Source organism: Nocardioides sp. WJ219 (assembly GCF_058559815.1).
Genome location: NZ_JBZUJV010000003.1, coordinates 576337 through 594068 on the forward strand (window position 1 = coordinate 576337; position 17732 = coordinate 594068).

At 72.9% G+C, this 17732-nt stretch carries 23 protein-coding genes; 13 read left to right on the top strand and 10 right to left on the bottom strand.

The genetic code is table 11. The features are described from left to right. Positions 1-6 precede the first annotated feature (6 nt). Entirely contained in the window at positions 7-507 is a 501-nt protein-coding gene (locus AC4MBH_RS10590) for a MarR family winged helix-turn-helix transcriptional regulator (RefSeq protein WP_491794883.1), read from the bottom strand. Between the two features lie 59 nt (positions 508-566). On the opposite strand from AC4MBH_RS10590, the gene AC4MBH_RS10595 reads away from it, so the two are divergent. The 6 genes from AC4MBH_RS10595 (at position 567) to AC4MBH_RS10620 (ending at position 3901) form a co-directional block, all read left to right on the top strand. After that, positions 567-1352 (top strand): trans-aconitate 2-methyltransferase, encoded by a 786-nt coding sequence (locus AC4MBH_RS10595; protein ID WP_491794820.1) that lies wholly within the window; start codon positions 567-569, stop codon positions 1350-1352. After that, entirely contained in the window at positions 1349-1753 is a 405-nt protein-coding gene (locus AC4MBH_RS10600) for a VOC family protein (protein WP_491794821.1), read from the top strand. Before AC4MBH_RS10595 ends, AC4MBH_RS10600 begins: the two co-directional genes overlap by 4 nt. Positions 1754-1859: 106 nt before the next feature. Beyond that, entirely contained in the window at positions 1860-2120 is a 261-nt protein-coding gene (locus AC4MBH_RS10605; protein ID WP_491794822.1) for a metal-sensitive transcriptional regulator, read from the top strand. 37 nt (positions 2121-2157) lie between these two features. Continuing rightward, positions 2158-2640, top strand: coding sequence for a hotdog fold domain-containing protein (locus tag AC4MBH_RS10610; RefSeq protein ID WP_491794823.1), 483 nt, complete (start codon positions 2158-2160; stop codon positions 2638-2640). Positions 2641-2678: 38 nt separating this feature from the next. Then, positions 2679-3188 carry a SigE family RNA polymerase sigma factor gene (locus AC4MBH_RS10615; protein ID WP_491794824.1) on the top strand — a complete coding sequence of 170 codons (510 nt, stop codon included), beginning with the start codon at positions 2679-2681 and terminating at the stop codon, positions 3186-3188. Next, on the top strand, positions 3185-3901 hold the full coding sequence (locus AC4MBH_RS10620) for an META domain-containing protein (RefSeq protein WP_491794825.1): 717 nt from the start codon (positions 3185-3187) through the stop codon (positions 3899-3901). The genes AC4MBH_RS10615 and AC4MBH_RS10620 overlap by 4 nt, the downstream gene beginning before the upstream one ends. A gap of 21 nt (positions 3902-3922) precedes the next feature. Here the strand turns inward: AC4MBH_RS10620 and AC4MBH_RS10625 are convergent, their stop codons facing one another. The 4 genes from AC4MBH_RS10625 to AC4MBH_RS10640 form a co-directional block, all read right to left on the bottom strand. Further along, positions 3923-4807, bottom strand: coding sequence for an amino acid ABC transporter permease (locus tag AC4MBH_RS10625; protein WP_491794826.1), 885 nt, complete (start codon positions 4805-4807; stop codon positions 3923-3925). Then, entirely contained in the window at positions 4804-5454 is a 651-nt protein-coding gene (locus AC4MBH_RS10630; RefSeq protein ID WP_491794827.1) for an amino acid ABC transporter permease, read from the bottom strand. Before AC4MBH_RS10630 ends, AC4MBH_RS10625 begins: the two co-directional genes overlap by 4 nt. 64 nt (positions 5455-5518) lie before the next feature. Further along, complete coding sequence (locus tag AC4MBH_RS10635; RefSeq protein WP_491794828.1) at positions 5519-6406, bottom strand: glutamate ABC transporter substrate-binding protein; 888 nt, start codon at positions 6404-6406, stop codon at positions 5519-5521. An 11-nt stretch (positions 6407-6417) separates the two neighbouring features. Further along, positions 6418-7203, bottom strand: a complete 786-nt coding sequence (locus tag AC4MBH_RS10640; protein ID WP_491794829.1) for an amino acid ABC transporter ATP-binding protein — start codon at positions 7201-7203, stop codon at positions 6418-6420. An 86-nt stretch (positions 7204-7289) separates the two neighbouring features. Here AC4MBH_RS10640 and AC4MBH_RS10645 point away from each other — a divergent pair, with 86 nt between their 5' ends. From AC4MBH_RS10645 to AC4MBH_RS10655, 3 genes are all read left to right on the top strand, one after another. Then, positions 7290-7457, top strand: coding sequence for a hypothetical protein (locus AC4MBH_RS10645; protein ID WP_491794830.1), 168 nt, complete (start codon positions 7290-7292; stop codon positions 7455-7457). Between the two features lie 65 nt (positions 7458-7522). Further along, the gene (gene miaB, locus AC4MBH_RS10650; protein WP_491794831.1) at positions 7523-8995 is read left to right on the top strand and encodes a tRNA (N6-isopentenyl adenosine(37)-C2)-methylthiotransferase MiaB; all 1473 of its coding nucleotides are present in this window, start codon (positions 7523-7525) and stop codon (positions 8993-8995) included. 32 nt (positions 8996-9027) lie between these two features. Further along, entirely contained in the window at positions 9028-9759 is a 732-nt protein-coding gene (locus tag AC4MBH_RS10655; RefSeq protein ID WP_491794832.1) for a Type 1 glutamine amidotransferase-like domain-containing protein, read from the top strand. A gap of 25 nt (positions 9760-9784) precedes the next feature. On the opposite strand, the gene AC4MBH_RS10660 is transcribed toward AC4MBH_RS10655, so the two are convergent. The 3 genes from AC4MBH_RS10660 to AC4MBH_RS10670 are packed head-to-tail and all read right to left on the bottom strand — an operon-like array spanning position 9785 to position 11162. Further along, positions 9785-10438: a hypothetical protein gene (locus AC4MBH_RS10660; RefSeq protein WP_491794833.1), complete on the bottom strand. Its 654-nt coding sequence runs from the start codon at positions 10436-10438 to the stop codon at positions 9785-9787. A gap of 35 nt (positions 10439-10473) precedes the next feature. Beyond that, positions 10474-10992, bottom strand: a complete 519-nt coding sequence (locus AC4MBH_RS10665; protein ID WP_491794834.1) for an NUDIX hydrolase — start codon at positions 10990-10992, stop codon at positions 10474-10476. Continuing rightward, positions 10992-11162, bottom strand: coding sequence for a hypothetical protein (locus AC4MBH_RS10670; RefSeq protein ID WP_491794835.1), 171 nt, complete (start codon positions 11160-11162; stop codon positions 10992-10994). Before AC4MBH_RS10670 ends, AC4MBH_RS10665 begins: the two co-directional genes overlap by 1 nt. 46 nt (positions 11163-11208) lie before the next feature. Between AC4MBH_RS10670 and miaA the strand changes: the two genes are divergently transcribed. After that, entirely contained in the window at positions 11209-12129 is a 921-nt protein-coding gene (gene miaA / locus AC4MBH_RS10675) for a tRNA (adenosine(37)-N6)-dimethylallyltransferase MiaA (protein ID WP_491794836.1), read from the top strand. On the opposite strand, the gene AC4MBH_RS10680 is transcribed toward miaA, so the two are convergent. Further along, positions 12109-12792 (bottom strand): Clp protease N-terminal domain-containing protein, encoded by a 684-nt coding sequence (locus AC4MBH_RS10680; protein ID WP_491794838.1) that lies wholly within the window; start codon positions 12790-12792, stop codon positions 12109-12111. The two genes, miaA and AC4MBH_RS10680, sit on opposite strands and share 21 nt — an antisense overlap. Before the next feature lie 184 nt (positions 12793-12976). Between AC4MBH_RS10680 and AC4MBH_RS10685 the strand changes: the two genes are divergently transcribed. The 3 genes from AC4MBH_RS10685 (at position 12977) to AC4MBH_RS10695 (ending at position 16036) form a co-directional block, all read left to right on the top strand. Next, on the top strand, positions 12977-13909 hold the full coding sequence (locus AC4MBH_RS10685; protein WP_491794839.1) for a helix-turn-helix domain-containing protein: 933 nt from the start codon (positions 12977-12979) through the stop codon (positions 13907-13909). Next, positions 13906-14460, top strand: coding sequence for a dihydrofolate reductase family protein (locus tag AC4MBH_RS10690; protein ID WP_491794840.1), 555 nt, complete (start codon positions 13906-13908; stop codon positions 14458-14460). Before AC4MBH_RS10685 ends, AC4MBH_RS10690 begins: the two co-directional genes overlap by 4 nt. 97 nt (positions 14461-14557) lie before the next feature. Then, a complete protein-coding gene (locus AC4MBH_RS10695) occupies positions 14558-16036 on the top strand; it encodes an MDR family MFS transporter (protein ID WP_491794841.1) in 1479 nt (492 codons plus the stop codon). A gap of 52 nt (positions 16037-16088) precedes the next feature. Here AC4MBH_RS10695 and AC4MBH_RS10700 read toward each other — a convergent pair whose 3' ends face one another. After that, positions 16089-17642: a M20/M25/M40 family metallo-hydrolase gene (locus AC4MBH_RS10700; protein WP_491794842.1), complete on the bottom strand. Its 1554-nt coding sequence runs from the start codon at positions 17640-17642 to the stop codon at positions 16089-16091. Positions 17643-17732 lie beyond the last annotated feature (90 nt).

The following is a 17732-nucleotide window of genomic DNA, read 5'->3' on the forward strand; positions in this document are numbered from 1 at the left end:
CCGGGACTATCCCGACGCCCTCTCCCCGAACGGCACCAGCAGCTCGCGCAGGAGCGCGGCGAGCCGGGCCTGCTCGGGGGCGGGGAGGCCGGCGAGGAGGTGGCGCTCGGCGTCGAGGAGGGCCTCGAAGGCGCCGTCGACCGCGGCCTTGCCCTCGGCCGTGAGCCGCACGATCACGCCGCGGCGGTCGGCGGGGTCGGGGTAGCGCTCCACCAGGCCGCGGGCGGCCAGCCGGTCGACCCGGTTGGTCATCGTCCCGCTGGTCACCAGGGTCTCGCGGAGCAGCCGCCCCGGCGAGAGCTCGTACGGCGTCCCGGCGCGGCGCAACGCGGCCAGCACGTCGAACTCCCACGGCTCGATGCCGTGGGCGCTGAACGCCGCGCGGCGGGCCAGGTCGACGTGCCGCGAGAGCCGGGAGATCCGGGAGAAGACCGCGACCGGGTCGAGGTCGAGGTCGGCGCGCTCACGGGCCCAGGCGTCGACGAGCTCGTCCACCTCGTCGCGCACCCGGTCCGTCACGACCCCCACTCTAGCCAAACGTCGAGAATCTTGATATCAAGATACACATGGTCAAGACATCTCACTCCTGGGACCCGGCCCGCTACCTGACCTACGCCGACGAGCGCGGCCGCCCGTTCGTCGACCTGCTCGCCCGCGTGCCGGCCCCCACGCCCGCCGCCGTGGTCGACCTCGGGTGCGGCCCCGGCAACCTGACCCGGCTGCTCGCCGAGCGCTGGCCCGGCGCCACCGTCACCGGCGTCGACAGCAGCCCCGAGATGGTCGACCGCGCCCGGCGCGACGTGCCCGGCATTGCCTTCGAGGTCGGCGACCTGCGCGACTGGCGCGGCCGCGCCGACGTCGTCGTCTCCAACGCCACGCTCCAGTGGTTGCCGGACCACCTCGACCTGCTGCCGTCGCTCGTCTCCGCCGTGACGCCCGGCGGCTGGCTCGCCTTCCAGGTGCCCGGGAACTTCGACGAGCCGAGCCACACGCTGCGCACCGCGCTCGCCGCCGAGCCGGCGTACGCCGAGCACACCCACGGCGTCGCGGTCCCCTCGAGCCACGACCCCGTGACCTACCTCGACGCGCTGACCGGCCTCGGGTGCCGCGTCGATGCCTGGGAGACGACCTACCTGCACGTCCTGACCGGCGACGACCCCGTCTTCACCTGGGTCAGCGGCACCGGGGCCCGGCCGACGCTGCAGGCCCTGCCCGACGACCTCCGGCCGCGGTTCGAGGTGGAGTTCCGCGCTCGGCTCGCGGCGGCGTACCCCACTCGCGACGACGGCACCGTCGTGCTGCCGTTCCGCCGGGTCTTCGTCGTCGCCCAGGCGCCGGGAGGCCAGCGATGAGGCTCCACCACGTGCAGGTCGCCTGCCCGCCCGGCGGCGAGGACGCCGCCCGCGCCTTCTACGCCGGCGCGCTCGGCCTCACCGAGGTCGCCAAGCCCGAGCCGCTGGCCGGCCGGGGCGGCGTCTGGTTCCGGGCCCACGACGACGCCGGCACCGTCGTCGCCGAGCTCCACGTCGGCGTGGAGGACCCGTTCGTGCCGGCAGCCAAGGCCCACCCGGCCTTCGAGCTCGCCGACGAGGAGGCGCTCGACGCCGCGGCCGCACGGATCGAGGCCGCGGGGTGCCCGGTCGACCACGCCGAGCGGACGACGTTCCCCGGCTACCTCCGGGTCCACGCGCGCGACCCGCACGGCAACCGGGTCGAGCTCGTCACACCGACCCGGGGACCGGCTGTCCCGTAACCCGGTCGGGCGTGCGCCGTTGTGCCTGACGATCCGACGTCCGCTGGGGGGCGTCGACGCCGGGAGGCGGTGGGCGACGAGGGACGACGAGGGACGACGAGGCGACATGGCAAGTGAGACCGACCGCGCCGCGGTCGTCAACCGGGTCAAGCGGGCCCAGGGACAGCTCGCCGGCGTGCTGCGGATGATCGAGGAGGAGCGCGACCTCTCCTCGGTGCTCCACCAGATCAAGGCCGTCTCCAGCGCCCTCGACCGCGCCGGGTTCGCGATGGTCGCCGCCGAGTGGCGCACCAGCCTCGGCGACGAGGCCGACCTCCCGCGCGAGCGGCTCGAGGAGCTGGAGCGGCTGTTCCTGTCGCTGAGCTAAGTTACCGTGCGGTAACGATCTGCCCTAGAGTGGCGGCATGAGCCAGGTCCTCTCCGTGTGGCGCACCGCCAGCGGCCTCCCCGTGGTCGGCAGCACGCTCGGCAAGCGCGTGTTCTCGGTGCTGTTCAGCCAGAAGGCGCCGTACTTCGCGAGCGTGCGGCCGCGCTTCGTCGAGATCCGGCCCGACTACGCCGAGCTCGTCGTCCCCAAGCGGCGTGGCGTGCACAACCACCTCGGCACCGTGCACGCGATCGCGCTCTGCAACGGCCTCGAGGCCGCGATGGGCGCCCTCGCCGAGGCCACGATCCCCGCCGACAAGCGGTGGATCCCCCAGGGCATGGAGGTCACCTACACCGCCAAGGCCACGAGCGACATCACCTGCACCGCCGAGACCGACCCCGAGCAGTGGACCGGCGACGACCCCCACGTGCCCGTGCGGGTCACGGGCGTGCGCGACGACGGGACGACCGTGATCGAGGGCGTCATCAGGCTCTGGGTGACCCCGAAGCCGGCGAGGTAGCCGGGAACCTTTCCCCGCGCCCCGGCATCCTGACTGTGATGGACCGGGACGACGACTTCTCCGCCTATGCCGCGGCGCGCTGGCTCACGCTGGTGCGTGCCGCGGTCTCCCTCGGGTGCACGCTGCACGAGGCCGAGGACGTCGCCCAGGCGACGTTGGTCAAGTGCTACGTCGCCTGGGGGAAGGTCAGCCGGGCCGACCACCGCGACGCCTACGTCTCGAAGGTGCTGCTCAACGCCCACCGCGAGTCAGTACGCCGCCACCGCCGACGCCCGGAGACACCGGTCGAGCTGCTCCCGGAGGTCGTCGAGCCCGACGAGGCCGACCGCGTCGACTCCGCCGACGCGCTGCGCCGGGCCGTCGCCGGACTCACCCAGGGTCAGCGCGAGGTGGTCGCGCTGCGCTACTACGTCCGCCTCACCGTGCCGCAGATCGCCCAGGTGCTGGGCATCGCGCCCGGCACGGTCAAGAGTCGGCTGTCCCGCGCCCTCGCCACCCTCGCCGCCGACAGCGGCCTCGCAGAGCTCCGCGACGGAGGACCCGCATGACCGACCACCCGACCGACCACCCGACCGACCACCCGACCGACCACCCGACCGGCGTCGAGGACCACCTCCACCACCTCGGCCACGACATCGCTCCGCCACTGCCGCCGGGCCTGCTCGCGACGGCGAGAGCCGCGCGCCGACGTCGAGCGCACGGGCGGCTGGCCGTGCTCGGCGGGGCGGCCGTGGCCGTGGTCGCCGTGGTCGCCGTGGCTGCCCTGGCGCTGCCCGCCGACCCGGGGAGGACGGTCGATCCCGAGCCGCCGGTCGCCACGCCACCGGACGCCGCCACGCCACCCACGGCGCCGCCCTCCGCCGACCCCACCCGCGCGCCGGTCGCACCCCCGGGCCGTACGGTCACCGACCGCGGCGACGTGGTGGGGGACTGGGAGGTCGTGGAGGTCCGCGGCGGACCGGTGCCCCCGGGCGCCGAGCGCGACTTGTGGATCCGCCGATCGGGCGCGCGGGGTATGGCCCTGGGCTGGAGCGACGGGCTCAACAGCCTCCAGGTGACCCGCCGACTCGGTCCGGACGGCGCCCTGACCGGAGGCAGCCTCGCGTCCACCCTCGTCGGGTGCATTCCGGCCACGCAGTGCGCTCGGCCCAGCGGGTTCGGCGTCCCGGGCGCAGCTCGGCTGCTCCTCACGCCCGGCGGCGACCTCGTCCTCGTCAGCCGCGCGGGGCGCGCGCTCGCGGTCTACGCACGGGTCGGCTGAGTCATCCCTGCCAGGTGCGGCTCAGGTGGCAGGGACGACGGCCTCGGCAGCCGCCGGGTCGGCGCTCCCCGCCTTGGAGCGGCTGAGCCGCCGCTCGACCAGCACCGCGAGCCGCGAGAGCGTGTAGTTGACGAGGATGAAGAGCAGCCCGATGACGAAGAGGACCTGGATCGGGTTGTCGAGGGTCTGGTAGAGCCGCTGGCCGGTGTCGAGCAGCTCGGCGTACAAGGCCACCAGCGCCGCCAGCGAGGTGTCCTTGAGGATGACGACGAACTGGCTGATCAGCGCCGGCAGCATCACCCGGAACGCCTGCGGCAGCAGCACGCTGCGCATCACCTGGCGCTCGGACATCCCGACCGCCAGCCCCGCCTCCCGCTGCCCCGACGGCAGGGACAGCACCCCGGCGCGCAGGATCTCGGCGATGATCACCGAGTTGTAGAGGGTCAGGCCGATGACGAGGTACCACAGGCCGTCCTTGCCCGGCAGGAACCCGATGTCGATCTTGAGCTGCTCGAAGGCGCGCCAGACGAAGACGATGGTGATGATCACCGGCAGGCCGCGGAACAGCTCGATGAAGCCCACGAGCGGGATGCGCGTGACGCGCCCCGTCAGCAGTCGTGCCGCCCCGAGGAGGGTGCCCACGATGATCGAGGAGGTGATCGCGAGGCCGGCCGCGACCAGGGTCGCCCTAGCGCCCTCGCCGATGAGCGACCAGACCCGCGGGAACTCCTCGGCGGAGGGGTCGATCAGCGGTGCCCACAGCTCGCGCTCGAACTGTCCCCGGTCGGCCAGCCGCATGACGACGACCGCGACCAGCGCGGCGATCAGCAGCAGACCCAGCACCGTGGCGATCAGGGCGCGACGCCGCGCCCGGGGGCCCGGCTCGTCGTAGAGCACCGAGGTCATCGGACGATCGCCACCTTCCGCTCGAGGACCCCGAGCAGTGCTCCCGCGGTCAGGGTGATCGCCAGGTAGCCGACGGCCACCCCGGTGAGCACCGGGATGTAGTCGTACCCCTGGGCACTGGTGAGGTTGCGGCCGACGCTGTAGAGGTCGCGTCCGACGCCGAACGCGCCGAGGACGGCGCTGTTCTTGAACATCGCGATCAGCACGCTGCCCACCGGCGGCACGGAGGTGCGCAGCGCCTGGGGGAGGATGACGCTGCCGAGGTTCTGGGTGAAGGTGAGGCCGATCGCTCGGGCGGCCTCGGCCTGGCCGGCCGGTACGGCGTTGATGCCGGCGCGCACCGCCTCGCACACGAACGCCGAGGTGTAGATCACCAGCCCGAGCACCCCGAAGAAGTAGAACGAGCTGTTGATCCCGATCTCGGGCAGGCCGAAGGCCATGCCGAACAGCACGACCGTCAGTGGGCAGTTGCGGATCAGCGTCACCCAGGCGGTGCCGAAGGCTCGTAGCGAGGCGACGGGCGAGACCCGGAACGCCGCGATCAGCGTGCCCAGCAGCAGCGAGCCGACCAGGCCCCACAGGCAGATGCCGAGGGAGCGGAGGAAGCCCGACCAGTACAGGTCGAGGTTCTCGGTCACCGCGTCCACGGGACTCCTTCAGGGTCGGGACCGGTGGGGGACGCCGCGACGTCCCCCACCGGGCAGCAGGGCGTCAGGCGCAGGTGTCGGGCTCGGGGAGCTCGGGGGTCTCGGTGCCCTCGACCTGCCCGGCGGTCTCCTCCCAGGCCGTGACGTAGGCGTCCTCGTTGTCCTGCAACGTCTTGTTGATGAACTCGCAGAACGCGACGTCGCCCTTGGCGATGCCGATGCCGTAGGGCTCCTCGGTGAACTGCTCGCCGACCAGCTTGAACTCGTCGTCGGACTCGCTGACGAACCCGGCAAGGATGACGTTGTCGGTGGTGACCACGTCGACCTGGCCGTTGCTCAGCGCGTCGGCGCACTTGTCGTAGATGTCGAAGAGCACCAGCTGGTCGTCGCTGGCGAGGTACTCCTTGATCTGCTCCGACGGCGTCGACCCGGTGACCGAGCAGACCTTGCTGTCGGGGTTACCCGCGAGGTCCTCGGGACCGGCGATGTCCTCGTTGTCGGCGGCCACCATCAGCATCTGGCCGGCGGTGTAGTACGGCCCGGCGAAGGTGATCCGCTGCTTGCGCTCGTCGTTGATCGTGTACGTCGCCACGACCATGTCGACGGCGCCGTCCTCGATCACCTGCTCGCGGATGTCGGAGGGTGTCTCCTCCCACGTGATGTCGTCCTCGGCGATGCCCATCGCCCCGGCGATGATCTTGGCGACCTCGACGTCGAAGCCCTCCGGGTCGTCCTCGAGTCCCTGCAGGCCGAAGCCCGGCTGGTCGAACTTGGTGCCGATCGTCATCGTGCCGCGCTCGGAGATCTCGGCCATGGTGGTGCCGGCCTCGAACTCGGCGTCCGTCACGACCTCCGTGTCGCTGCCGCCCTCGTCGTCGCCTCCGCAGGCGGCCAGGGTGCTGGCGACCAGGACGACCGCGGCGGCGGCCTTGAACCTCGTGGGGATGCGCATCCGTTGCTCCTTCAGTGTTTGAGGATCTTGCCGAGGAAGTCCTTGGCTCGATCGCTCTGGGGGTTGGTGAAGAACGACTCGGGCGTGCCCTCCTCGGCGATGGCGCCATCGGACATGAACACGACGCGGTCGGCCGCCGTCCGGGCGAAGCCCATCTCGTGGGTCACCACGATCATGGTCATCCCGCGCTCGGCGAGGTCGATCATGACGTCGAGGACCTCCTTGATCATCTCGGGGTCGAGCGCGGAGGTCGGCTCGTCGAAGAGCATCACCTTCGGCTCCATCGCCAGCGCCCGCGCGATCGCGACACGCTGCTGCTGACCCCCGGAGAGCTGCGCGGGGTACTTCTCCGCCTGGTGCCCGACCCCGACCCGGTCGAGCAGCTCGCGCGCCCGCTTCTCGGCATCGGCCTTGGGCAGCTTGCGCACCTTGATCGGCCCCAGCGTGACGTTCTCGAGAATCGTCTTGTGCGCGAACAGGTTGAAGCTCTGGAAGACCATCCCGACCTCGGCCCGCAGCCCGGCCAGGGCCTTGCCCTCCTGGGGGAGGGGCTGGCCGTCGAGCGTGATCCGGCCCCGGTCGATCGTCTCGAGCCGGTTGATCGTGCGGCACAGCGTCGACTTGCCCGACCCCGACGGGCCGATCACGACCACGACCTCGCGCCGCTTCACGGACAGGTTGATGTCCTTGAGCACGTGGAGGTCGCCGTACCACTTGTCGACGCCCTCGAGCACGACCAGCGGATCGCCCTTGGCGCCACCGGCACCGGGTTGGGAATCCTTGTCCAGCACCGTCATGCGACCGGACCCTAGTCCCCCCTGGCCCGATCGGGCCATCACCACGCGCACCGGCGGGCTCGGGTTCCCCGCCCTAGGGTGGGCGGGTGAGCGACCCCGACCGCGAGTCCTGGCTGCGCCGGATCCCGGTGCTGGGCTTCGTGGGGGTGGCGTTCATGGTCCTGGGGCTGGTCGTGCACGACCGGTGGGCCTTCTACGTCGGCGGCGCGCTGCTGGTGATCGCCTCCCTGCAGTGGGGTCGCCCGACGTCCTGATGCCCCGTCGGGGCCGTGCTCGATTCCGGTCGACCCGCGCCACCGCCGTAGGCTTGGCGACTGTCATGCGCACCTACGAGGTCCGCACCTACGGGTGCCAGATGAACGTCCACGACTCCGAGCGGCTCAGCGGTCTGCTCGAGGACGCGGGCTACGCCGCCGCACCTGCCGGCGCGCAGGCCGACGTCGTCGTGTTCAACACCTGCGCGGTGCGCGAGAACGCCGACAACAAGCTCTACGGCAACCTGTCGCACCTCGCGCCGGTCAAGGCCAAGAACCCGGCCATGCAGATCGCGGTCGGGGGCTGCCTGGCGCAGAAGGACCGGGCCACCATCACTGAGCGGGCGCCGTACGTCGACGTCGTCTTCGGGACCCATAACATTGGCTCGCTGCCGGCGCTCCTCGAGCGGGCGCGGGTGCAGGAGGAGGCGCAGGTCGAGATCCTCGAGTCGCTCGAGGTGTTCCCCTCGACCCTGCCCACCAAGCGCGACAGCGCCTACGCCGCCTGGGTCTCGGTCTCGGTCGGGTGCAACAACACCTGCACGTTCTGCATCGTCCCCGCCCTGCGCGGCAAGGAGAAGGACCGCCGCCCGGGCGACGTGCTCGCCGAGGTACGGGCGCTGGTGGCCGAGGGCGTCTCCGAGGTCACCCTGCTCGGCCAGAACGTCAACGCCTACGGCGTGGAGTTCGGCGACCGGCAGGCGTTCTCCAAGCTGCTGCGCGCCTGCGGAGCGATCGAGGGGCTGGAGCGGGTGCGCTTCACCAGCCCGCACCCGGCCGAGTTCACCGACGACGTCATCGAGGCGATGGCCGAGACGCCCACCGTGATGCCCCAGCTGCACATGCCGCTGCAGTCGGGCTCCGACCGGCTGCTGCGCGCCATGCGCCGCTCCTACCGCCGCGAGAAGTACCTCGGCATCATCGAGCGGGTGCGCGCGGCCATCCCCGACGCCGCGATCACCACCGACATCATCGTCGGCTTCCCCGGTGAGACCGAGGAGGACCACCAGGCCACGATGGACGTCGTGCGCGAGGCGCGGTTCGCCGGGGCGTTCACCTTCCAGTACTCCAAGCGGCCCGGCACGCCGGCCGCGACGATGGCCGACCAGGTGCCGGCCGACGTGCTGCGCGACCGCTACGACCGCCTGGTCACCGTGGTCAACGACGTCGCCTGGGCCGAGAACAAGGCGCTCGTCGGCCGCACCGTCGAGCTGATGGTCTCCGAGGGCGAGGGCCGCAAGGACGCCGCCACGCTCCGGCTCTCCGGCCGCGGGCCCGACAACCGGCTGGTCCACTTCGCCGCGCCGTCCGGCGACCTGCCGCCGGTGCGCCCCGGTGACGTGGCGACGGTCGAGATCACCTACGCCGCCCCGCACCACCTGGTGGCCGACCGGGTCGTCGCGACGCGGCGTACCCGCTCGGGCGACGCGTGGGAGGCCCGGACGCTGGCTCCTGTGCCCGCGTCCGTCGGGGTGGGGCTGGGCATGCCGGCGGTCGGCGTACCCGCGCCGCTGCCGCCCGCGCCGGCCTGCGGCTAGGACGTGCCGAGGCCGTGCCCTAGGTTGGCGCGGTGCCCTCGGACACCCCGACGATCCTGGCCACCTCGGGTGGCGTCACCTACGGCACCCGGACCCGGTGGTCCGCCGGTGCCCTGACCCGCCACGCGGTCGATCTCGCCGGCGTCGAGGGACGGGCGCCCCGCGTCTGCTACCTCGGCACCGCGTCGGGCGACTCGACCGAGGGCATCCGCAACTTCTACGACGTGGCGATCGAGGAGCGGTGGCACGGCTCGCACCTGCAGCTGTTCACGATGCCCAACGTGCCCGACGTGACCGAGCACCTGCTCGAGCAGGACGTGGTGTGGGTCTTCGGCGGCAGCGTCGCCGGCCTGCTCGCGATGTGGGAGCTGCACGGCGTCGGCGAGGCGATGCGGACGGCGTGGCAGGCCGGGGTCGTCCTCACCGGTGTCAGCGCGGGTTCGCTCTGCTGGCACGTCGGGGGCACCACCGACTCCTTCGGCCCGGACCTGCGACCGATCACCAACGGGCTGGGGTTCCTCCCGTTCTCCAACGGCGTCCACTACGACTCCGAGGAGCAGCGCCGGCCGGTCTACCACTCCCTGGTCGCCGACGGCACCCTGCCGGCCGGCTACGCCACCGACGACGGCGCCGGCCTGCTCTACCGCGGCACCGAGATGGTCGAGGCGCTCGCCGAGACTCCCGGCGCCGGGGCCTACTTCGTGGAGCGCGGGCCCGACGGCGCCGCGGTGGAGACGGCCCTGGAGACGCGGCTGCTGGGGTGAGGCCCGGTGTCGGGCCGCGCCGGACTCAGCCGTCCTCGGGACGCCGGTCGACCTCGCGCTTGCCGGCCGCCGACGTCGGCTCGTCGCCGTCGGCGCGCGGGTCGGTATCGGAGTAGCCGGCCTTGGGTGGCAGGCCCTGCGGGTTGGCCTCGTGACCGCCGGCCGACTGCTCCGGCGGTACGTCGGCGGCGGGGTCGCGGTCGGCCGGGCCGACGTCGCGGACGCCGGTCGTGCCGTGCTGGCCCGGACCGGTCGGCCCCTCCCGCTCGGAGCTGACGCCCATGCCGCCGGCGGTGTCGATGTCGGAGTCGGTCAGGTCGTAGGTGTCCGCGTCGCCGGGCGTCTCGGTGCTGGCGTGCGCGGTCATCTCCTCGTGCGCGTCGTCGGGCTGGCCGTTCACTCGGTCTCCACCTCGCTCTGCTCGGTGCCCTCGTAGCTGTCGCCCTCGCCGCCCTCCGCGGGTCGCCTCGGTGGAGGTGTCCTCGCCCTGCTTGATATCCAGCGGGATCTCGCCGGTCTCGGGGTTGTCGTCGGGGTCGAGGTCGCGCGGCGTCGGGTCGGCCTCGGCGTCCTCGCCGTCGACCCCGTCGGCGTGGGGGACGGAGTCGACGCCGCCCGGGGCGGGCTCGCCGGGCTCGATCTCGGCGTCGGGCTTGGGGCCCAGGTCGGGGTCCGGCATGAAGTCCTCCGTGCTTGTGAGCGTGCTGGTGGCGGTCAGAATCCGAAGGTGCTGCAGGGCTCGATGCTTCCGTTGCGCAGACCCTCCAGCACCACCCGTTCGTGCGGCACGACGGGGTCGGGCAGGTCGTCGAGGGCGAACCACCGCAGGTCGGCGCACTTGGTCGGCTCGATGATGCGCGGCTCGCCCGACCAGGAGCGGGCGGTGAAGAAGAAGTCGATGCGCTCGTCGATCGCCCGGTCGCGCCGGGTGCGCTGCATGGCGGTCACGAACTCCAGGTCGAGCCCCGAGACGCCGACCTCCTCCAGCGCCTCTCGGTGCGCCGCGTCGTACGCCGTCTCGCCGCGCTCGACGTGCCCCGCCGCCGCGGCCGCCCAGTGGTCGTCCATGTAGCCGGTGCCCCGGCGCAGCTGGAGCAGCACCTCGCGCCGTCCGTCCGCACCGGCACGGAGCAGGAACACGTATGCCGCCGGCACCACGACGAAGCGGCCGTGCTCGGCGGCGTACGACTCGGTGTAGCCCTCGGTCGTGGGGCCGGTGTCGGCGTCGGCCACTAGGAGTCGATCGACGGCTGGTCGAGCGTGGTCCCGGCGTTCTCCTCCTGCAGCCGCTCCTCGTCGGAGTGTCCGTCGGCCGGGCCGGGCGCCTCGCTCACGTGCTCGCCGGGCGGGGCCTCGTCGACGTCGTAGGCCTCGTTGTTCTCCTCGGGAACGGGCTGCGTCATCGGGTCCTCCTCGGTGTCGATGGTGGGACGTCGTCACACTACTGACATGGCGCAGCCCCCGATCGTCGCGGTCGTCGGACCCACCGCGGCGGGCAAGACCGGGCTCTCCCTCGATGTCGCCGAGCGGCTCGGCGGCGAGGTGGTCAACACCGACGCGATGCAGGTCTACCGCGGCATGGACGTCGGTACCGCCAAGCTCCCACCCGCCGAGCGGCGTGGCATCCCGCACCACCTGCTCGACCTGCTGTCGGTGCGCGAGCCCGCGACCGTCGCCCAGTTCCAGGGCTGGGCGCGCGCGGTGGTCGCCGACCTGCGGGCGCGGCGTACGACGCCCGTGCTGGTGGGCGGTTCGGCGCTCTACACCCGGGCGATCCTCGACCGGTTCGAGTTCCCCGGCACCGACGACGTCGTGCGGGCCCGCTGGGAGGCCGAGCTCGCCGAGGTGGGTCCGGCGGCGCTGCACCGCCGGCTGGTCGAGGTCGACCCGGAGGCGGCCGCGCGGATCCTGCCCGACAACGGCCGCCGGGTGGTGCGGGCGCTGGAGGTCGTCGAGATCACCGGCCGCGCCTACTCGGCGTCGCTGCCGCAGCTGACCTACGCCGACCCGCGCACGGTGCAGGTGGGCGTCGAGATCGACCGGCCCACCCTCGACGCGCGGATCGCCGACCGCGTCGCCCACATGTACGACGCCGGGCTGGTCGCCGAGGTCGAGCGACTGCTCGGCCAGGGGCTGGCCGAGGGGCGCACGGCCTCCCGCGCGATCGGCTACCAGCAGGTCGTCGCCCACCTCGCCGGCGAGCTGTCCCTCGACGAGGCGCGCGAGCGGACCGTCGCGGCGACCCGGAGGTTCGCCCGGCGGCAGATGGGGTGGTGGAGCAAGGACCCGCGCATCGTCTGGGTGCCGTACGACGCCGACGACCGGGTGGAGCGGGCCCTGGCCGCGGTGTCAGCCGTCGACGTCGGCTAGCACCGACCGCACCCGGCCGACCCCGCCGCCGCGCTGGTCGAGCACCCGCGCGGCGATGCCCCGTCCCTCGCGCACCATGCCGCGCAGGAGGTCGGCCGGGGTGACGAGGTCGTGTCCGAGCTCGGTGGCCGCCGCCGCGGCCAGGTCGACGGTCTTGCGGCAGCGGGCGGTGAGCAGCGGGGGGCGGGTGACCTCGACCTCGCCGCGGCCCACCATCGCCAGCGCCGTCTCGAGTGCGTCGTCGGCGGCGACCCCCAGCGCCTCGGCCAGGGGCGCGCTGGTGCGCAGCACCCCGACCAGGACGTGCTCGGTGCCGACGTAGTGGTGCCACTGCGCCATCGCCTCCGTGCGCGCGCGCTCCAGGGCTCCGCGGGCGTCGTCGTCGAGTCCGGCGAGGTCATCGATGTCGTAGGAGCGGCCGGCCTCGCGCTGCTGGGCGCGCTGCTGGGCGGCCTGCTTGGTCACCCCGAGCGCCGAGCCGATGTCGGCCCACGACGCCCCGCCCTCCCGAGCCCGGGCGACGTAGTGGCCGACCAGGTCGTCGGCCGTGGCGGTCAGCTCCTCCGACCCCAGCGCGGCGAGCGACAGCCGCCGCAACGCGTCCTCACCCGGCGTCGCGGTGTCGATCTGCTGGACGAGCTGCTCGAGCGAGAGGTGGACCATGCGTCAACGGTGCCTTGACGGGGGCATGTCCGTCAAGGGTCGGTTGACGCCGGCCGCGGGATAGTTCGTGACGTCATCAACGTCCTGGCGCCCGTACGACGTCGATGACGTCACGGAGTATCCCCGCCGGGTGCAGCAAGAACGGTCGGGCACACCCACGCCGTACGACGGCACGATGGACGTCATGACCACCCCGGGCCGCGACCGCCTGCGTGAGCTCCTCGACGCCGTGCTCGACGAGGACAGCACCGACCTCGAGGCGATGGCGGGCCGCGCCTACGCCTCGCCGTTCCACTTCAGCCGCCAGCTGCGGCGGGGGGCGGGGGAGCCGCCGGTGGCGATGCGGCGGCGGGTGATGCTGGAGCGGGCGGCGTGGCAGCTGCAGCGGGGGAGCAGCGTCACCGACGCGGCCTTCGCCGCCGGCTACGAGTCGGTCGAGGGGTTCGCCCGGGCCTTCGCCCGCGCCTACGGCCACCCGCCGAGCGAGACGGCGGCGACGCAGCGCCGCGACACCTGGCTCCCGGCGCCCAACGGCATCCACTTCCACCCGCCCACCTCGCTGTGGGTGCACACCACGGAGCAACCGATGAACCCGGTCACCGAGCTGATGGTCGCCCACGACCTCGACGACACCCGCGCCCTGCTCGACGAGGCGAAGTCCCTGTCCGAGGAGGCCTACCGCCGCGAGCGGCTGCCCGCCCACCAGGTGCTCGCCTGGGACGGCGAGGAGGGGTCGGTGGCGGCGGTCCTCGACCACCTGGTGTGGAGCAAGGAGGTCTGGCTGGCCGCCATCGACGGCGACGACCTCCCCGGTCGCGGCGGTGACGACCTCGCCGCCCTCGTGGCCCGCCACGACGACGTCGCCCCGCGGTGGCGGGCGGCCTGGCGCGACGTCGACCGCCGCGGTGCCTGGGACGACGTCCTCGTCGACGCGCTGTGCGACCCGCCGGAGAGCTTCGTGCTCAGCAGCGTGCTCGCCCACGTGCTGACCTACTCGGCCCACCGTCGTCAGCTGGTGCGGCTGATGCTGCGCGCCGGCGGCCACCCCGCCGACGACGGCGACCCCATCACCTGGCTCCGCAGCCGCACCGACCCGCAGGAGGACCCCGTCCCGTGACCCGCTACCGCTACTACACCGCCACCAGCCTCGACGGCTTCCTCGCCGACGAGCACGACTCCCTTGCCTGGCTCTTCGTCCAGGACCTCGACGACGCCCCCGACGCGCCGGGCAGCATGGACGCGTTCATGCCGGGCATCGGCGCCATGGTGATGGGCGCGACGACGTACACCTGGATCGGCGACCACATGGCCGCCGAGGGCGAGCCGTGGGCCTACGACATCCCGTGCTTCGTCTTCACCCACCGCACGCTGGAGCCCCTGGGCGACGGCATCCGGTTCGTCTCCGGCACGCCTGCCGAGCACCGTGCCGCGATCGAGGAGGCCGCGGGCGACAAGGACGTGTGGATGGTCGGCGGCGGCGCGCTCGCGGCCGACTTCGCCGAGGCCGGCATGCTCGACGACGCGGTCGTCTCGATCGCCCCGGTCACCCTGGGCGCCGGCCGGCCGATCTTCCCGCGCCGCTTCGACCTGAGGCTGCGCGAGAGCGGTCGCAACGGCGCGTTCCTGGTGGCGACGTACGACGTCGTCGGCCCGGGGAGCTGGGAATAGCCGACCCCCGCGCACGGTTGGTGGCGGTCGCGCGACCACCCGCCCCACGAAAACCACGTGCCGATGAGTCCGCCACCCTGAAAGGGTCTGACCCACCATGACGACGCCGCCCGACGCCTCCAAGCCGGTGGCGCCCACGACGACCACCGCCGCCGACTACGGCGTGCTGCGCTGGCTCGTGGCCGCCACCTTCATCGTGATCCTCAACGAGACGATCATGATCAACGCCATCCCGCGCCTGACCGTCGAGCTCGAGGTCAGCAAGTCCACGGCCCAGTGGCTGACGAGCGCGTTCATGCTGACGATGGCGGTGGTCATCCCGATCACCGGCTGGTTCCTGCAGCGGGTGACCACCCGCCAGGCCTTCGGCTCCGCGATGGCGGTCTTCGCCACCGGCACCCTGCTCGCCGGGCTCGCCCCGACGTTCGAGGTGCTGCTCGCGGCTCGGATCGTCCAGGCCTCCGGCACCGCGATCATGATGCCGCTGCTGATGACCACCCTGATGTCGGTCGTGGCCGAGCAGGACCGCGGCCGGGTGATGGGCAACGTCACCCTGGCCATGTCGGTCGCCCCCGCGCTCGGTCCCACCGTCTCGGGCGTGATCCTCGAGGTCGCGTCGTGGCGCTGGATGTTCCTGCTGGTGCTGCCGGTCTCGGTCGCGATCGCGGTGGTCGGGCTGCGCCGGCTGACCGACGTCGGCGAGACCCGTCCCGGGACCGTCGACTGGCTCAGCGTCGCACTCTCCGCGCTCGGCTTCGGCCCGCTGGTCTACGGCCTCTCCGAGCTCGGCGGCGAGGACGGCGCCACGGCGACCGCGTGGCTCACCCTCGCCGTGGGCGTCGCCGCGATCGCGGCGTTCGTGCTGCGCCAGCTCTCGCTGCAGCGCACCGGCACCCCCCTGCTCGACCTGCGCACCCTGCGGCACCGCACCTTCACCATCGGGCTGCTGCTGATGTCGGTGGCGTTCATGGCGATGCTCGGCTCGATGATCCTGCTGCCCTTCTACCTCCAGGACGTGCACGGCCTCGACGAGCTCGAGTCGGGCCTGATGATGATGCCGGGCGGCCTGGCCATGGGCCTGCTCGGCCCGCGGGTGGGGCGCATCTACGACAAGGTCGGCGGCCGCCCGCTGCTGGTGCCCGGCTCGATCGGCATCCTGGTGGCGCTGGTGCTGTTCACCCAGGTCTCGGTCGAGCAGTCGGTGTGGCTGGTGCTGCCGGTGCACGTCCTGCTGATGGTCTCGCTGGCGCTGGTCTTCACGCCGGTGTTCACCCTCAGCCTCGGCGCACTGCCGCCGCACCTGTACTCCCACGGCAGCTCCACCCTCGGGGCCCTGCAGCAGGTGGCGGCCGCCGCCGGCACGGCGATCGTGATCGCGGTGCTCACCGCGCGCTCGACCGCGCAGGCCGAGGGCGGCGCCGACCCGCTGCACGCCCTGGTGGGCGGCATGCGCTGGGGCTTCGGGGTCGGTGCGGCCCTCGGCGTCGTGGTGCTGGCGCTGGCGTTCGTGATGCCGGGCCGACTGCCGGCGTCCGAGAGCGCCGCCGACGAGCAGACGGCGCCCGCCTCCCACTGATCGGGGAGGCGGACGCCGTCCGGGCGTCGCTGCGGTTCGGTGGCCCGAGGGGTCAGCGCACCGCGTCGTGGTGGTGGTGCTCCTGCTCCACCAGCCGCTTGGCCGCCGGGCGTCCGCTCGGCACGTCGATGGTGCGGGTGCTGCGACCCAGGCTCATCGTCAGGTGCGCGATCGCGTTGGAGAAGATGTCGACCGAGCGGCGGCTGACGTTGTCCAGGTCGTCGCGCGGCGTGTGGTAGTTCGGGTCGTACTGGATCCCGGCCGTGCCGCCGAAGAGCTCGACCTCGCGCTCGGTCTTGATGCCGTCGGCGCCGCTGAACAGCCCGCCCGAGGCCACGCCGTTGACGATGAACGCCTGGTAGTCGGAGCGTCCGGAGAACGCCGTGTCGACGACCGGCTGCCGGATCGCCCGGAAGTAGCGCCGGATCGCGCGCTCGGTCTCGATCGACCCGGCCGGCACCGGGGCGCTGGCCGCCTCGCCCGACTCGTCGGCGTCGTAGACCCCGACCCGGTAGTTGGGCGAGCCGACCATGTCGAAGTTGAGGTAGACGGCGATGTCGTCGAGCGCGGCGGGACGGTTGGTCACCAGGTCGTTGACGTACGCCGTGGAGCCGACGAGCCCCACCTCCTCCGCGCCCCACCAGGCGAAGCGGACCCGGTTGTTGAGCCGCTTCTCCTGCTTCTTCAGCTGCACGGCGATCTCGAGGAGCGTCGCGCTGCCGGAGCCGTTGTCGTTGATGCCGGCCCCGTCCTGGACGCCGTCGAGGTGGCCGCCGAGCATGACGACGTTGTCGGCGCGGCCGCGGCGGGTCTCGGTGATCACGTTCCAGGTGCGGCGCTGCTCGACCAGCACGCGCAGGTCGACGGTCGCGGTGACCGGGCCCTCGGCGAGCTCGGCCACCAGCGCCTGGCCGTCGGCCTGGTCGATACCGGTGGTCGGGACGACGCCGGTGAGGTCCTCACCCAGGGTGCCTCCGGTGAACGGCGACGCGGCGTTGTTCCACAGCACCATCGCGACCGCGCCCGCGGCGCCGGCGGCCTTGGACTTCTCCGCGAACGTGCAGGAGCCGCGGTTGACGAGGGCGATCTTGCCGGTGGCGTCGATGCCCGCCCAGTCGGCGGCGGCGCAGCCGAGGCCGGCGGGTGCGACCAGCTCAGCGGTGACCCCGCCCTCGGGGGTGCTCGGCGACCCGGTCAGCACGACGTTGCGGATCTCGTCGCCGTCGACGGTGACGGTGTTGGCCAGCACGCGGGTGTAGGTGAACGGGAAGTACTGGCGGCGTGGCTGGTAGCCGGCCTCGCGCAGCACGTGCTCGACGTACCGCGACGAGGCGGCGTAGCCCTCCTGGCCGGCCGCGCGGTCGCCGTAGCGGTCGGCGACGACCTGGAGCTGGCGCAGGTGGGACATGATCGCCGGCGTCCGGACGGCGCGCTGCAGCTTGGTGCTGTCGTTGCCGAGGGGCGGCTTCGGCGGCACGGCCGAGGTGGCGCGGTCGCCCGTCGGGGGGGCTGAGGTGGCGGTGGTGCTGGCCGTGAGGGTGGCCGCGGCGCTGGCTGCGATGACGGTGGCGACGGCGATGGCCGCGCGACCTCGTGATGCTCGCACGAGTGTTCCTCCGAGAGTTCCGAGAGCCCGAGAAGGCCCGATGGGCACCGGGCGGGTAGCCCGGTGTCCACACCTTGTCCTGCCGGGGCG